Here is a 16038-nt window from a genome sequence, read left to right on the forward strand (position 1 = left end):
TGAGCTACGGTGAACTATCAAGGGATAACCCTAGCATCACGCTCACAAATGTTAGCGCTAATATTAGCGCTAACACAAACACCGACCAAGCAGAAATACAGGAACGAACGATGTCCCAGACCTTCAGCGGCCTATTTGTGGTCGCGCAGACTCCATTCACCGATGACGGCGCCTTGGATCTCGAAAGCGTCGATACGCTTTGCGATTTCTATATCAAGCATGGTGCTGCCGGACTCACCGTACTGGGGGTTGCTGGGGAGGCGGCCAAACTCTCGATGGAAGAATCGCTCGCGACCGTCCGCCGTTACGTGGCGCGCGCACAGGGCAAGCCCGTGATCGCAGGCGTCAGCAATCCCAGCGTTGCACAATTGGCAGCACTGACTAAAGACGTCGTAGAGGCTGGCGCCTATGGCGTGATGATCGCGCCCGCGACCGGGCTGAAGACCGAAGAGGACATCTTCAGTTATTTCAACGCGGTGTTCTCGCGTATCGGCGATGTGCCAACGGTGTTGCAGGACTTTCCTTTTTCCACGGGGGTCTGGCTGTCTGTGCCGACCATTGCCCGCCTCGTTGAACGCCATCCGCAAATCCAGGCGATCAAAGAAGAAGACATCCCGAGCGCAGCCAAGATCACTCGCATGCGGGCCGCCCTGCCCCGCCCTGTACCGATCCTGACGGGCAACAACGGCGTATTCCTGCTGCAAGAACTCGCTCACGGCATTGAAGGGCCGATGGCCGGGTTCTCTTATCCAGAAATGCTCTCTGGCGTGTACAAGCTGTACAGCGCAGGAAAGGTGCAAGAAGCGCACGATCTCTTTGACACCTACCTGCCCTTGCTGAACTTTGAAAACCAATCGCAATGGGGCGTGGCTGTGCGCAAGGAAGTGCTCAAGCGCCGCGGTGCAATACGCTCTGCCACGATGCGTTCACCGGGCCCCGTGTTGACTGCGGCTGATCTGAAAGACATTGACCTGCTGGTCAGCCGCGTCGAAAAAGCTGTTGCTGAAAGGAAATAAGGTGGTGTTGCCTCGGCATCAATCTGTCGGGGCAGCACCACCTCTTAGGCGCGCTATCGGCTATTCACTCAATCCAGGCCCAGCATTCCACGCATCTGCGAAAGATCCTCGGCCAGCGTATTGACGCGGCCGGCCAGGATCTTTCGGTCGCGATCGCTCAGTTTCTCATATGACTGAAACCCACCCTCGGCCGTTTTGTACTTGGCAAGCGTGTCGAACACAGTCTTGAAATTGCCATCCGTCTTTTCGACAAAAGCCTTGTCTTCGCGCTCTACCAACGGGCGCAGCAATTCAAAGATGTGATACGAGCCTTCGAAGTTGGCCTGAAAGTCCCACAGGTCGGTGTGACTATAACGGTCCTCTTCGCCCGAGATCTTGGTCGCCGCGACTTCTTCCATCAGCACGGCGGCGCCGCCTACGACCTTCTCCGGCGGAAAGGTCAACTGCGACAAGCGCTTTTGCAGCTCCAGGACATCGGCCATCAGCTTGTCCGCCACGTCGCGGACCTTGTCGGTGCTTTTTTCTTCCCACAGTGCATATTCAATGCGGTGAAAACCGATGAAGCCTGGGTCTTTCTCGGCTTTCTCATGATCATCGGCACGCGAGTCGATTGATGCATCCAGATCGCTGAACAGCTCGGCCACCGGCTCGATACGCTCGTAGCTCATCCGCGTAGGTGCAAACAGCGCACGGGCCTCATCGATCTTGCCGGCTTTGACGGCATCGGTGAACTTGCGAACGTCCTCGACAAACTTGTCGATGTTCTCATTCACGTAAAGCTTGTACTCGGCTACCGGCCCGACCAATTCCAGCGGCGCCACAGCAGCATGGGCTTGCATCGTCATCGCGCCAGCAAAAATCGCTGCGACGATCAGACGGTTGCGGGAAAACGGCATGAGATCTCCTTGTGTAATGTAAACAATGACCAGCGACTTGCTAGGCAGCGCTCAGAAGCGTACGCCCGAGCCAATCCTGCTTGTCGCGCATCCCTGGAAGCGTGTAGAAGAATCCACCGCCGATAGGCTTGATGTACTCCTCTAGCGGCTCTCCGTCCAATCGTTTCTGAACGGTGATAAAGCCTTTTTCCAGATTGGACTGATAACAGATGAAAAGCAGCCCCATCTCGAGCTGGCCCGACTTGGTCACGCCATTCGAGTAATTAAAAGGCCTGCGCAGAATCAGATTCTTTTCAGACCCTTTAGTACGTGGATTGGCCAAGCGAATATGTGAATCCAGCGGCGTTTTCTTGCCTTCCGGGTCTTTAGTGAAGTCGGGCACGTCGTGCTCGGTCTTGCCACCGTCCAATGGCGCACCGCTGTCGCGCTGCCGGCCGAAGATGGCCTCTTGTTCCTGTAGCGGTGTGCGGTCCCAACGCTCGACGAAGTTCCGAATGATTCGTACTGCCTGATAACTGCCACCATGAGCCCAAGCCGGTTCGCCCTCGTCATCCGGCCCTACCCACACGATCTGGCTCATTGCCGTACTGTCGTTGGCATTAGGGTTGGCTGAGCCATCACGAAAACCCAGGAAATTTCTGGCGCTTTCGGGCGGAACACCGGGTTTTTCTGGCACCGGTGGCACGGTACCTTCTTGCTTCCAGAGCAGAATCAACAAATCCGGAAACTGCTTGATGATGTCTCGCAGTGCATGAATGTTGGTATCGGGCGTATTCGAGCAGAACTGAATCGACAGATCGCCATGGCACAGTGCGGCATCCAGTGCATCGTTAGGATGCGCGCTCATGCGCTGCAGATGCCTCGGCTTGCGATCCTGCAAACCAAAGCGATCATCGAATAACGAATTACCTACAGATACGGTAATCGTCAAACCGTCCGGCTGCACGCGGGGACCCATGATGCCGGAGTCCGCGGGCGGCAGGCGAGGATCCAGTTTGGGCACCTCACCGCCTTGCGTCAAAAACACAATGCGCTCAGACAACCCACGCAACAGGCGTTCGAGTTCTTTGCGATCTGTGGCAATGACGTCAAAGGACGCCACCATCCCGGCAGAGGGTCTCGGCGTCACGATGCCCGCCTGATGTTCGCCCCAGCAGCTGACGCGCTCATCGGTGCGCAAGCTGTGCGGTGCATCGGTCACCTGGCTGTCGGCGGGCGGCTTTTGCGCGTGGACGGGCAACGCGCCCAGGCCTGCCAGGGACGCTGCGCCCTTTAGCCAATGACGGCGCGACAGCGAGCCCGACGGCTCGCGGGAATCTGAATGACTGCCTGACATGATGAAAACCTGTACAAATAAAATTAATCCAGTCCGAGCTTGGCATTGATCTGCTCCAGCGTCGCTGCGGCGTGCTTCAGCGCTTGAGTCAGTGCCTCTCTAGTACTGTCGTTCTGCTTTTGCTGATAAGCGCTCAGCTGCGAATCGACTGCCGTGAATGCGCTATCGACCTGTTCCTGCAGCGCCGCATCCGCTTTGGTCACCAGCGGTGAAAGCAACTGTGCGATCCCTTTGGCGCCCGCGATACTGCCTTGCAGGTAGTTAGTGGCGACCTCTACAGGCAAGGATTGCGCATCATTGGCGAACCGGTCGGCCGAACGCTGCATCAAACGCGATGCGCCGGTCGCCAGACGCGGCGGCTCGATGTTCAGCGCGCGCACACGCTCACGCAACGTGTCTGCATCTGCGATCAAGCGATCCACGATAGGCTGTGCTTGGTCGAGTTTGTTTGCGCGATACAGTTCCCGCTCCAAACGGAACAATCCGACAAAAGCGTTATCGTCTTCGCGCTTTTCGAGATATTCCGGACGCACGTTCAAACGCGCATCCAGATCGGAGAACAGATCCGACATAGGCTCCAGCCTCGCGTAGGCTTGATGAGCCTGCAAGTACGCTTGGCGAGCTTGGTCCAGATCGCCTGCCTTGACCGCTGCGTCCAGTGCTTTCAGCGCCTTTTGCAAGGCGGCGGCCTGGGTCAACAAGGTCACACGGTATTCAGCCAGCGGGCCGATATAGGCAACCATAGATGGCTTCGCAGCCTCGGCGTCAGAGGCGGCGGACGGCGTCACCGTCAACGTGCCGCGCGGATTGCTCAGCAGGCCGCAGGTAATCTCGAATTTGCCCGGCTGCAGCTTGACCTTCATCGTTTGCGAGAAACCGGGCGCGATGTTCTCGCGCTCCTCGACCACCATGACGCCGTCGAGGATTTCCCATTCCAGGATCCGCTTCGAAGCGTTCGTGATCACGAACGTGGTCCGGCCGGCCGGTACCGTAATATCGTTGGGCTCACAAACATCATCATGGATAGTGACCTTGATGGCGTTTGCATCAACCTGCGTCGCGGGGCGTTTTGCCGTCGAGGCCCACCAGAACGTGGCCAGCCCGGCCACCGCCAGCACAGCAGACGCCAGAACGGCGACCCATATCAGAGGGGAGCGTTTTTTTTGTGGTGAAGATGACATCGTGAATAAGGTGCTAGCCCAGAATCAAGAAGAAGTTTTCGGCTGAGAAAAGACTTGAGGTCTAGGCCGCAGAAAGAAATAAAGACTCACCGCCAGGAAAACGAGATACACAACGATCTCGCCTGTCACCGGCGCGGATTGATAGCCGAACATGCCCGAGAGCACTGCGCCGACAGGACTGTCCATCGGCAGGACATGGTCGATGTCAAACACGACATTCTGGAAATGATTCCACACGCCTGCCTCGTGGAGCTTGCGCAGCACGCCGGCCAATAGGCCCGCGGAGACCAGCAGAATGAACACACCCGTGATGCGGAAAAACCGGCGCAAGTTCAAACGCAAGCCGCCGCTGTAAATGCCATAGCCGATCACAACTGCGCAGAGCAATCCCAACACCGCTCCTAATGGTGCATGCCAACCAGCGCTCTGCTGAAAAATCGCCAACAGGAAAAATACTGACTCCAGCCCCTCGCGAGCCACGGCAAGAAACACCACGCCGATCAGCGCCCACTCACGACGCTTGCCGCCTGCAAGTGCCGAACGCACAGACTCTTGCAAATCACCCTGCACCGAAGGTCCCGCTTTGCGCATCCAGAACACCATGGACGTCAGCATCACGACGGCGATCAAACCGACCACACCCTCGAAGAACTCTTGCTCTTTTTGAGGGAACTCGGCCATCGCGACTTGCAGTCCTGCGCCGACAAAAAAAGAAAGGGCAACTGCCAACAGCACGCCGATCACGACGCCGGGCATCATCGACGAAGAACCGCTGCGTTTAAGGTAGCTGGCGACAATGCCAACAATCAGCGCGGCCTCGATCCCTTCCCGAAGCATGATCAGAAATGGCACTAACATTAACAACCGTCCAAGAGCAGAATGAGAATAAGAAGCTATTGATTTTACAAACCAAAGCGCGAAGCATATACGAAGTCCACAGCCCTGTTAGGGCTGCTTAAATGATTCAGGACCACGTAAGTAAAAAGCCCTTCTAATGAAGGGTTAAGAGAGAAAATTTCGCCGTATTTTTTCGAGTTTTTCGGTGGCGATTTTGGTGCTGGATGCAGCCTCGATATCTGCGCTCATACAGAGTGTATAGGGCCGCCGACTCCACGAAATCGGCAGCCGATGAGCTCAAAGCAAACTGCGTAAATCTTTTTAGATTACGGTTTGGTAATGGGACATGAAACGTCGCCTTCCGGACACACTAAATAGCCCCTCAGTTGTTTTGTACGATCTCGTGTCAATGTAGTTAAGCAAGCCGACAAAGCCATTGAATAAGCAGAGCCTCCGCCGGCATCAGCTGTGACGAAATCGCACTCGGCGTCGCGAAACTTGATCCACTCTCGTTGAGCAGCGACCAGCTTTTTGTGCTGGCCATCATCGCCCTTCACGCGCGCAGCCGCCTCCTTGTAGGCGGCGTTCAGATCAGCATCGGCCTTTTTGTAAGCTTTTCCTACACATTCGTTGATATCCGCTTGAGTGGCTGCATCGGCGCAGGGATCGGATTGCGCACATGCCATGCCGTGAAAGGCCAGCAGGGGAAAGGCCAAGAGCATTAATTGTCGACGCATGAGAGGACGGCTCCGTTGGGGGTCGGGATTTACAGATTCTATTACTGACGAACGACACTGCCTGCTTTTTCGCCGAGAAAGCGACTGAAACAGCTTATACACACCGTAGCCCGGCCTGTGCGACTGATACAAGCCTGAGATGCTAACTTCACCCTAGACGAGTGACTTATCGTCCTACTCGATACGACATGCTGGCTGCATCGCAGGGACAGCCGACATAGGAGAACAAGATATGACCATGACTAAACGACTGATTCAAACCATGCTCGCCGGTGTGCTGGCATTGGGCGTCAGCACGACAGCACTGGCTGACAAACAAACCCGTAACGCAATCATCGGTGCGGGTCTGGGCGGCGTAGCGGGCGCATTGCTGTCAGAGGGTGATCCCCTGTATACGCTTGGCGGCGCAGCTGCCGGCGGTGTGTTGGGACATGTGATCACCGACGATGACCGTGGCGGCCGTCGCCATCACTGGGACCGGGATCGAGGCCACCGTGACTCTTATCGGCGCGCCAATTACCGCGATCATGACAGGCATCGTGGCGACAAGCACTGGAAGCGCCATCGCGATTGAGTACATCGCGATGACGGCGACACGGGCCCGTTGATTTAAACGAACCGCCAGCAGCCCCCAGCACGTTGGACATCCCTCCAACCGCTGGGGGTTCGTTTTTTGGCTGAAAAAATATCGTTACACCAGGGGTATGGTGGAACTGTAAGCAAGACAGCGTTACCAACGTGGGATGTCCATGTGGGTACACCTCCCGCGCCACCAACCGGCATCGCCGTTGTTCCGACACGCAAACCATCATGACCCCCACCAGTTTCCACCGTCACACCATTCCCCTAGACAGCTTCCGCGCCCTCGCCGACGCGGGTCACCAAATCGAAATTTGTGACATTGACGGCGATCCTGCATTGCGAGCAGCGCAGTTCACGCTGAATGACAGAATTCTTTACGCATTTAGCTACGTTCCCGTCCTGAAATACTGGGAACCGGTAGTGACGTTCACCCGGGACCTCGAGATGAAAAATGCTCAGGTCCTAGGCTTATTTATTCATTCATTATCGACACACTACGGTTCGGCGAAAGCAGAGGTTGCAATTCGCGATCTGGATCTGACGGGTGCCACCCCGCTGCAAAGCAGCACTATCGAACGTCTCATTGAGATAGCCAGGCCCGGCCTTTGCGGTTTTCACAATCTGGGGCATACCTGCTATGCCAATACAGCGTTGAAATTTTTGATCGGTTCCATTGGCAAAAAGCGACTCATTGCGCATCTGGAACATATCGCGCAAAACGCGTCCGACCAGAGCAAACAGGAATGTGCAAATGCATTCATTGATTTGATCAAAGCCGCCTGCAATAGCGAAAAGCCCTTGGATCGAGAACTGCGGGATTTCTTTAGCAGCTTGCAGAAGCAAGAAAATTTTTGCGCCAATTCGAATCACTCAAGCTTCACAATCGTAGGCCGTCAGCATGATGCGCAGGAGTTTCTGCTGCTACTTTCCGATTGCTTTGATCTCGACGATCTCAATACCAACGTCTTGCAGATACAGTCGACTCTTGTCAATGACGAAGAAAAACGCGAACCTAAAATCGCTGGCGCGGCTTATTGCCAGAATGTCAACCTAACGAGACCTGAGCATGCGGACTTCGATCTGCAGAAAATCGTAGAAACGCTCACTGCGACGGAGGCTGATATCAGCGTCAGATGGAATGACAACGACAGCCAGGACACAAAGGTTAAACGCATTTACCAGTGGATTACGCCAGACGTCCACAAGGTTGACCGATTCAACCTGCATATCAATGCCATGGACTATAGCGCCGGCCTGGCGCGTTTCGTCCTGAATACAGACCTGACAAAAGGGGTAAGCATCCCCGTCATTGACCAAAAAACAGGCGCCGAGTGGTTGCTCGCCCTGGAGCCGAGGGACATCATCATCCACAGGGGCGGTGCCGTCGGCACCTCTGACAGCGCGGGCCACTATTACATGTACAGTCGGCATGGAGGTGGCTCGTGGACACTGCACGATGATGCCACCGTGGAAGGCGGAAAAAAAATTAGGTCAGATGAACAAGCCAAAATGATCAGTTTCGCGGTCACTGGCAGAGAGCGTGTTTGTCCCCCGCTCCAGGCCGCCAGCGACGTCAACTTTGGTATGCCGGAGAAATTCCTGCCGCGCGCCTGAAATCGCAGATAGGAAAAACGGCGAGATCCTCTGTGCTCGTGCCGGTCAATCGCTTCGCCATTACGACTCGGCATCAGGGGGGGTGTAAATCGGCGCATCAAACGATGCGCCGATTTACATGTAGCGATCAAGACGTGAACCCATATAGTCGACAGGGATTGTCAACCAGAACCCGCCGCACGACGGCTTCCGTTCCACACCATTGATATAGCACCTCAATCAAACTCGCATCATTGACGCTATTCAAGGGCTGGGTCGTATGCGGCCAATCACTGCCCCAGACCAGTCGTTCTGGCGCAGCGCTGACCAGCGCGCGCCCCAGCGGCAACGTGTCCGCGTAATCAGGCTCGCCCACCACTGACCGCATATATGCGCCCGATAACTTGACCCAGGTATTGCCCCGGTCCAGCAAGCGGCGCAGGACGGCGTACGCCTCGGCCTGCTCGCCCTCGCCGGGCGGGATTCGCGCCATATGGTCTATCACCAACGGCACAGGCAATTCGAACAAAACCGGCGCCAACGCAATAAGCTGCTCAGGATGCACAAAGATCTGTATGTGCCATCCGAGCCTAGCGATTTTGCGTGCCAGTGTGGTCACCATATCAACCGTTGTCTCTCCCCATGACTGAGGTGTCACAAAGTTGACCCGCAGACCACAAACACCGCTCGCAGCCAGTTGATCGAGTGCCTCAGGCGGCACGCTGGCATCGACCACAGCAACACCACGGGCACTGTCACCCAACTGCGACAAAGCATCTAGGGTGCAGGCATTATCGGTGCCGTACGTCGACGGCGTGACGACAACCGTGCGCGATGTGCCTAGCCTCTGCTGCAATTTCCGATACGCGCTCACTTGCGCCACAGGAGGCGTACGCGTCCAATGCGGCGACGGTGAAAACCGTGGATCGAAGATATGCATGTGGCTGTCACACGCTCCCGCCGGCAACACGTGCGCAGGCGGATTCACGCCGAGGGAGTGAGGAACTGCTATGTCAGGACGGGACATGTTCATCGCAAACCGATATTGATGTCATTGCTTTGTGAGATTGGATTTGCTCACAACACCGGCCCATTTGGCAAACTCCTTGTCGAGGAATTGCTTGAAATCCGCTGGGCCCGCAGCCACGATATCCGCGCCCAGAGAGTCGAATTTCTCTTTGACGCTAGGCTCCTTCAACACTTCGCGAATCGTTGTCTGCAGTTTGTCGACGATGTCCGCGGGCGTGCCCTTCGGCACAAACATACCGTTCCACTCGTAGACCTGATAGTCCGTCAATCCCGACTCGGCAACGGTCGGAACGTCCGGCAGCAGCGCACTGCGTTTAGGAGAGGTAATTGCCAAGACTTTGACCTGTCCGCTCTGGAACAACGGCAGCGAGGACGAAATGTTCGTAAACATCATATCCACCTGTCCACCAACCGTGGCCATGATGGCTGGGCCGCCGCTCTTATAAGGCACGTGCAACATGTTCAACTCACGGCCCTGCCGGAACAACTCGCCCGCCATGAACTGCACCGTTCCCGTGCCGCCCGAGGCGAACGTCAATTGTCCAGGTTTCGCTTTTGCCGTTTCCACCACATCGTTCAAGTTGTTCAATGCGGACGACTTGGGCACTACCAGGATATTGGGCGTGACCGATACCATCGTCAGCGGCATCAGATCGGCTGCGGGGTCGAAATTCATTTTGTGCAACGCCGGATTGATCGACAACGGTGTCGCGTCGTAGAGCACGGTGTAGCCGTCCGCCTTTGCCCGGGCGACATAGGCCTCGCCTATCATGCCGCTCGCACCGGACTTGTTCTCGACGATGACGCTCTGATTCAGCTTTTTCCCCAGATTCAGCGCGATAACGCGAGCCAATGCGTCAGCCGTTCCGCCGGGCGCATACGGCACCACCAGGGTAATAGGCTGGTCGGGATAGGCAGTTGCGGCCCAGGTGGGGATGGCCAAGACGGCCAGGGCAAAGGCGCCAATGGATCTTTTCATTCATGTCTCCCAGGATCGTTATGTGCGCTGCCGACTGACGTCTGCAGGCTGGCGTATTGTGGGATGGCGTTTCATTTAATACAACGTTGTCGCACCATACGCAACATGTTCTATATGATGAAATGGGGCATGAAGGGACTGCCAGGCCCGCCCCCAGGCGGGCGCGCCATGAGCCGAGGTCCGGCACCGTTGTTCTGCTCAGCGAAAAGTGTCTTTCAAGAAAGTCACAAGCTGCGCCGTCACAGTGCGCGGCTGCTCCAGACTGGGCAGATGCGCAGCGCCAGCTATCTCGCAGGCCTTGCCGTTTGGAATCGTCTGCGCGATCCAACGCGATCGTTCTTGGATATGCGGAAAGTCCAGATCGCCCCACATGACAAGCGTTGGTGCGTGAATTTCCGCGAGCCGATCAAATGCCGAAGCGACATCGAGGTTTTCGCCTACCGCCGCAGCCTGCTCTGCCGCACGATTCATTTCCAAAAAAAGCTCGCGAGCCTGCCCTTGAACGCGCCCCTCAGTAGCGAGAGGTCCGTCCAACCAGAGGCGCGCTTTGATGGCATGCGCCAGGTCGAAGTCTCCGGCCTTTTCGGCGTTCCTCTGTAGGCTCATCAGGTGGTGAATCTCCGGCGTATATACGGGCTCTTTTGACCCGCTTATGCTGGGAGCGATCAGTACGAGGCCGGCGATACGCGAGGGATGCTGTAAGGCAGCATCGATTGCAATTTTTCCGCCTTGTGAGCAGCCAACCAGGATCGCGGGCTGATCGCCGGACACGTGTTCAAGGACTGCCATCAAGTCGGCGACGAGAGAATAGCTTTCTGTCTCGGATCTCGTTTCGCCGTAGCCGCGCCGATCATAAGCGACAGCCATGCCGTTTTCGCCCACGCTATCCAATTGATCCGACCACATCCGATGGTCGCTGACGCTGGCATGCAAAAAGACAACCGGGCGCCCTTGGCCAACGATGTATGTGGAGAGCTCTGCTTGTCCCGAGGTGACGAATTCGTGGGAATGCATAACGTGTTTCCCGGCTACCTGCGCAGCCACCGGCTGTGAAAGAAAATATGCCCTTCAGAAAGGGACATGGGACGTCCTACTCGGGCTGATGGCACACCACGCAAAGCTTGTTGCCATCAGGATCGCGGAAATAGGCGCCGAAATAGTCGGGGTGATACTGAGGTCTCAAACCGGGCTCGCCTTCGTCCGTACCGCCCTCGGCTAGCGCGATGGTATATGCCTGACGAACCTGTTCACGAGAAGATGCCAGAAAGGCCGTCATCTGGCCATTGCCGACGTCGTGCGGGCCGTTGAATGGTTTGCTGATCACGAAATATGGGCGCCCGCCTGATGCGGGGTTCCAGCCCACCCGAGGCACTTCCGGATGATAAAACCGCCGCTTGATATCCAAGACGGAAAACAAGCGATCATAAAAACGCATTGCCCGCTCGAAATCGGTAACGCCGATGAATATGTGTGAAAACATGGTGAGTTCCTCTTTGGCTTTATGCCTCTATAGAACGATACTCAACAACCAACCACCCAGCGCACTACCCAGGACTACGAACCATGGAGGCAGCTTCCAGAACATTAAGGCAATCAATGCCACCAATGCTAGTGCAAAGTCCTGCGGCGCGTGAATGGCACTCGTCCATACGGGCTGATAAAGCGCCGCCAACAGCAAGCCCACCACGCCCGCATTGATGCCGGACAAGGCGGCCTGCATACGCGTGCTGCGGCGCAGGCTTTCCCAGAATGGCAATGCACCTGCCACCAGTAAAAAGGCGGGCGCAAAGATAGCGAGCAAGCAAACCCAAGCCCCCAGCCAACCCGAAGGCGCCACATTCATCGAGGCGCCCAGAAACGCGGCAAAGGTGAACAACGGACCGGGAACCGCCTGCGCAGCACCATAGCCGGCCAAAAAAGACTCATTGCTGACCCACCCAGTGGGCACCACCTCGGCTTGCAACAGCGGCAGGACAACATGCCCGCCACCAAAAACGAGCGCCCCCGCACGATAAAACGCGTCAACCATTGCCAGAGACTGGTTCGGGAATACCGTCGCCGCCATCGGCAACGCAATCAGCAAGGCAAAGAATGCAGTCAGCCACAGCACGCCGGCCCGGCGTGTGATCGGCACAGGGAACCGGTCATCGGAAGACGCCTGTTGCGGCTTGAAGCACAACAGACCGACGACGGCTGCCAGGGCAATCACTGCTACCTGGCCCCAAATAGATGGAACCAGCAACACAAAACAACTGGCTGCAGCCATGAGGGTGGCGCGTGGCGCATCAGGGCATAAATTACGAGCCATGCCCCATACGGCCTGCGCCACGACGGCCACGGCAACCACCTTCAGACCGTGCAGCACGCCAGATGGCACCACGTCTCCGTAGCTGGATATACCCAGCGCAAACAGAATCAAGACGATCGCCGAAGGCAGCGTAAAACCGGCCCAGGCAGCCAGGGCTCCCGTATATCCCGCGCGAGACAATCCGATCGCCAGCCCTACCTGGCTACTGGCAGGCCCAGGCAAAAACTGGCATAGGGCAACCAAGTCCGCATAGCTACGCTCGCTCAACCATTGCCGGCGTGTCACGAATTCGTCACGAAAGTAGCCCAAGTGTGCGATGGGCCCGCCGAATGAGGTCAAGCCCAATCGCAGAAAAATCAGAAAGACATCCCAAGGGCTGTGGCGGTTCGCGGGGGTTTCGGTCATGATTGGCGCGGCATGGTGTGGACTCGCCAACGTTAATCGAAAACGGACCAATGCGCTCCATTACATTGCTTATCGTAAGATCAACGCAACACTACGCGCGCGCGCGCCGCCACTATATCGAACAGCCCTGCACAAGCGGTCCTCAATGCAGTATCCGCTCAAGAAACGCGCGGGTTCGCTCGTGTTGGGGGTGGTCGAAAAACGAGCCCGGATCGGCTGACTCCAGAATGCGTCCGCCGTCCATGAACACGACACGGTCCGCAACACTGCGTGCAAAGCCCATTTCGTGGGTGACGCATAGCATGGTCATGCCGTCCTCGGCCAGAGAAGTCATCGTGTCCAGCACTTCCTTGACCATCTCAGGGTCGAGTGCGGAGGTAGGCTCGTCGAACAGCATGATGCGCGGCTGCATGCACAACGACCGGGCGATGGCGACGCGTTGTTGTTGCCCGCCCGACAATTGCGCCGGAAATTTGCTGGCTTGATCGGGGATGCGTACTCGCTCCAAGTACTGCATCGCCAGATCCGTCGCCTGTTCCCGCGGCATACGCTTGACGTGCATAGGCGCAAGAATGCAGTTTTCCAGCACGGTGAGATGCGGAAACAGGTTGAAGTGTTGAAACACCATCCCCGCATCGGCACGTACTTCGTCAATGGCCCGCAGATCGTCAGCTAGCTCCACCCCGTTGACGATGATGCTGCCCTCCTGATGGCGTTCCAGCCGATTGATGCAACGGATCATGGTGGATTTTCCGGAGCCTGACGGTCCGCAGATCACCAGACGTTCTCCGGACGCGACCTGCAGATCAATATCACGCAAGACCTGGAATTCGCCATACCACTTGCTCATTCCCGCGATGTTTACGGCCAAAGGCACGGACGGGCCGCTATTTTTCCTATTCAACGAAGGTCCCCTTTTTTGAAGCGCCGCTCCAGCCACATTGAATAACGCGAAAGACCGAAGCAGATGCAAAAATAGATCGCGGCGATAAAGAAATAAGTCTCTACATACGGCGTCGGCCAGGCAGGATCTGTCAACGCCGCACGCCCGGAACTCAGCAAATCAAACAGCCCCACGATCAACACGAGGCTGGTGTTCTTGATCATCACAATGGCGGTGTTGGTCAACGGCGCAATCACTTTTCGCATGGCCTGCGGCAACACCACCAATCGTGTCATCTGCCACCATGACAGGCCAAGTGCTCGCGAAGCCTCCAACTGGCCAACGGGTAACGACTGCAGCCCGCCACGAATCACCTCGGCCAAGTAGGCGGCAGAAAAGATCGTCAGAGCAATTCCCGCCCGCAACAGGCTGTCTATGGTCATTCCTGCCGGCAACATGATGGGCAACACAATCGAGGCCATGAACAGCAGACTGATCAGCGGCAAGCCACGGATCAACTCAATCACGCACGTCGCAATGAAACGCGCCACGGGCAACGAGCCCCGCCGTGCCAGCGCCAGCAAGATGCCGAGAGGCATGCCGATTCCCAACGCACATACCGCCAACAGCAACGTGACTGGCAGTCCGCCCCAAGAGGCAGTGGGTACACGCTCCAACCCAAACCAACCACCCTGCATCAGCGCGAGTGAGCCGGCCATACCAACCAGCCAAAGCACCGCCGTGCGCAGCCGCCACTGCCGAGGATTCAGCGACATGACGACCATGAACAGAATGAAAGCGCACACGAGAGCAGGCCGCCATTGCTGGGCCGGAGGATAGATTCCAAACAGAATCTGATTCAGTTTCTCGCCCAGAAAGGCCCAACACGCTCCGGTCGCTTCGCGGCACATGGCACCGGATTCCCCTGGCCATACCGCGTTGATAAGCGACCAATCAGCGAATCGGCTCAGCACGTATAAACCCAGCCCCAGTGCGACTACGGTCGCGACGCTGCTGACCGCCGTACCGAACAAACGATGCATGGCGCTATCCCGGCGATCAATCGGGGCAGATCGTGCTGGGGCGTCCGGGGATATCGAGATCGTAGTCATTTTCGCTCAGTCCGCAGGATACGGCGGTTGTAGAGATTCATGAACAGCGAAACGCTCAAGCTGATGCATAGATATACGCCCATCAGGATCGCCAAGCCTTCGATGGCCTGTCCGGTCTGATTGATTGTGGTGGTAATCACGAACGAAAGGTCCGGATACCCTACCGCCAGGGCCAGCGTGGTGTTCTTCACAATGGACAAGTATTGGCTGGTCATGGGAGGCACGATCACGCGCAAGGACTGAGGGACAACGACGCATCGCAATGTCGTCCAAGGCCGTAATCCCAGGGATTGGGCAGCCTCCCATTGCCCTGGAGCGACAGCATCGATACCACCGCGAATGATCTCGCCGGAAAAGACGGACGAATACAAGGTCAAGCCTAGCAATAGCGCGGTGAATTCGGGTGTCAGCGCCGTGCCGCCGACGAAGTTGAGCCCACGCAACTGCGGCGAATGGCTCGTAAGCGTCACGTCACCCCACTGCCACGCCAGGACGCAGGCAAGCAGCGCTCCGACAAAAAATACGCGACCCAATGGCAACGTCGGTCGACGCCGACGCAAGGGGCGCAGCCCCACCCAGACCAACAACGCCGCCAGTATTACCCAGCCCATAGCAAGCCAATAACCCTCGATCTGCACGCTGGGAAAGAACAGCCCCCGAATCGATAGAAATACTCCCGGCAGCGGGTTAAGCGCCTGCCGTGGGGAAGGCAGATTGATGGTGACCAGGCTGTACCAGAACAACAACTGCACCACCAGCGGCGTATTGCGTGTTATCTCCAGATAGAAGGTAGCAATACCATTTACCAGCGGATGCCGGCTGCGACGCGCCAGCGCGAGCATAAATCCCAACACGGTCGATGCCACGATCACGAGAACCGAGATGTACAAGGTATTCACGAGACCAACCACAAATGCTCTCGCATAGCTGTCCGTCGGCCGATAAGCCAACAGGCTTTCCGAGATGGGGAATCGCGCTGCGTCGGAAAGGTAGCCGAAGCCGGTCGCGATTCCGCGTTGGGTCAGGTTGTAATGGGCATTCCACACCAACCACGCCAGCGTCCCGAAAAAGAGGCAGGCGATGAGCACCTGCATCATGACGGACCGCGCCCGCGAGTTGTACCAGAGTCGCTTGAACATACGTC

The 16038-nt window shown here is 56.8% G+C and carries 16 protein-coding genes; 3 read left to right on the forward strand and 13 right to left on the reverse strand.

From position 1 onward, the window contains the following. Nucleotides 1–110 precede the first annotated feature (110 nt). Nucleotides 111–1016: a dihydrodipicolinate synthase family protein gene (locus CAL20_RS19895; RefSeq protein WP_094838761.1), complete on the forward strand. Its 906-nt coding sequence runs from the start codon at nucleotides 111–113 to the stop codon at nucleotides 1014–1016. Between the two features lie 68 nt (nucleotides 1017–1084). On the opposite strand, the gene efeO (CAL20_RS19900) is transcribed toward CAL20_RS19895, so the two are convergent. The 5 genes from efeO (CAL20_RS19900) to CAL20_RS19920 all read right to left on the reverse strand — a co-directional run bounded on the left by efeO (CAL20_RS19900) (nucleotide 1085) and on the right by CAL20_RS19920 (nucleotide 6003). Further along, nucleotides 1085–1912, reverse strand: coding sequence for an iron uptake system protein EfeO (gene efeO / locus CAL20_RS19900; RefSeq protein WP_094822799.1), 828 nt, complete (start codon nucleotides 1910–1912; stop codon nucleotides 1085–1087). Nucleotides 1913–1952: 40 nt separating this feature from the next. Continuing rightward, on the reverse strand, nucleotides 1953–3248 hold the full coding sequence (gene efeB / locus CAL20_RS19905; protein WP_094822800.1) for an iron uptake transporter deferrochelatase/peroxidase subunit: 1296 nt from the start codon (nucleotides 3246–3248) through the stop codon (nucleotides 1953–1955). Nucleotides 3249–3271: 23 nt separating this feature from the next. Beyond that, a complete protein-coding gene (gene efeO, locus CAL20_RS19910; protein WP_094822801.1) occupies nucleotides 3272–4429 on the reverse strand; it encodes an iron uptake system protein EfeO in 1158 nt (385 codons plus the stop codon). A 24-nt stretch (nucleotides 4430–4453) separates the two neighbouring features. Then, the gene (gene efeU, locus CAL20_RS19915; RefSeq protein ID WP_094822802.1) at nucleotides 4454–5287 is read right to left on the reverse strand and encodes an iron uptake transporter permease EfeU; all 834 of its coding nucleotides are present in this window, start codon (nucleotides 5285–5287) and stop codon (nucleotides 4454–4456) included. Between the two features lie 305 nt (nucleotides 5288–5592). Continuing rightward, nucleotides 5593–6003, reverse strand: a complete 411-nt coding sequence (locus CAL20_RS19920) for a lysozyme inhibitor LprI family protein (protein ID WP_256981654.1) — start codon at nucleotides 6001–6003, stop codon at nucleotides 5593–5595. 238 nt (nucleotides 6004–6241) lie between these two features. Between CAL20_RS19920 and CAL20_RS19925 the strand changes: the two genes are divergently transcribed. Beyond that, nucleotides 6242–6577, forward strand: coding sequence for a glycine zipper 2TM domain-containing protein (locus CAL20_RS19925; RefSeq protein WP_254924279.1), 336 nt, complete (start codon nucleotides 6242–6244; stop codon nucleotides 6575–6577). A gap of 236 nt (nucleotides 6578–6813) precedes the next feature. Next, nucleotides 6814–8199 (forward strand): type III secretion system effector BopA family protein, encoded by a 1386-nt coding sequence (locus CAL20_RS19930; protein ID WP_094838763.1) that lies wholly within the window; start codon nucleotides 6814–6816, stop codon nucleotides 8197–8199. 127 nt (nucleotides 8200–8326) lie between these two features. Here CAL20_RS19930 and CAL20_RS19935 read toward each other — a convergent pair whose 3' ends face one another. The 8 genes from CAL20_RS19935 to CAL20_RS19970 form a co-directional block, all read right to left on the reverse strand. Next, nucleotides 8327–9211 carry an amidohydrolase family protein gene (locus CAL20_RS19935; protein ID WP_094838764.1) on the reverse strand — a complete coding sequence of 295 codons (885 nt, stop codon included), beginning with the start codon at nucleotides 9209–9211 and terminating at the stop codon, nucleotides 8327–8329. 18 nt (nucleotides 9212–9229) lie between these two features. Continuing rightward, entirely contained in the window at nucleotides 9230–10186 is a 957-nt protein-coding gene (locus CAL20_RS19940; protein WP_094838765.1) for a tripartite tricarboxylate transporter substrate binding protein, read from the reverse strand. Nucleotides 10187–10384: 198 nt separating this feature from the next. Further along, a complete protein-coding gene (locus CAL20_RS19945; RefSeq protein ID WP_094838766.1) occupies nucleotides 10385–11200 on the reverse strand; it encodes an alpha/beta fold hydrolase in 816 nt (271 codons plus the stop codon). 76 nt (nucleotides 11201–11276) lie between these two features. Then, entirely contained in the window at nucleotides 11277–11666 is a 390-nt protein-coding gene (locus CAL20_RS19950) for a VOC family protein (RefSeq protein WP_094822809.1), read from the reverse strand. A gap of 27 nt (nucleotides 11667–11693) precedes the next feature. After that, nucleotides 11694–12899: a chromate efflux transporter gene (gene chrA, locus CAL20_RS19955; protein ID WP_094838767.1), complete on the reverse strand. Its 1206-nt coding sequence runs from the start codon at nucleotides 12897–12899 to the stop codon at nucleotides 11694–11696. Between the two features lie 142 nt (nucleotides 12900–13041). Then, on the reverse strand, nucleotides 13042–13749 hold the full coding sequence (locus tag CAL20_RS19960) for an amino acid ABC transporter ATP-binding protein (RefSeq protein WP_094838794.1): 708 nt from the start codon (nucleotides 13747–13749) through the stop codon (nucleotides 13042–13044). 50 nt (nucleotides 13750–13799) lie between these two features. Then, on the reverse strand, nucleotides 13800–14825 hold the full coding sequence (locus tag CAL20_RS19965; RefSeq protein ID WP_254924280.1) for an amino acid ABC transporter permease: 1026 nt from the start codon (nucleotides 14823–14825) through the stop codon (nucleotides 13800–13802). A gap of 65 nt (nucleotides 14826–14890) precedes the next feature. Next, entirely contained in the window at nucleotides 14891–16033 is a 1143-nt protein-coding gene (locus CAL20_RS19970) for an amino acid ABC transporter permease (RefSeq protein WP_094838768.1), read from the reverse strand. Between the last annotated feature and the right edge of the window lie 5 nt (nucleotides 16034–16038).

Source organism: Bordetella genomosp. 4 (assembly GCF_002261185.1).
GTDB lineage: Bacteria > Pseudomonadota > Gammaproteobacteria > Burkholderiales > Burkholderiaceae_B > Bordetella_A.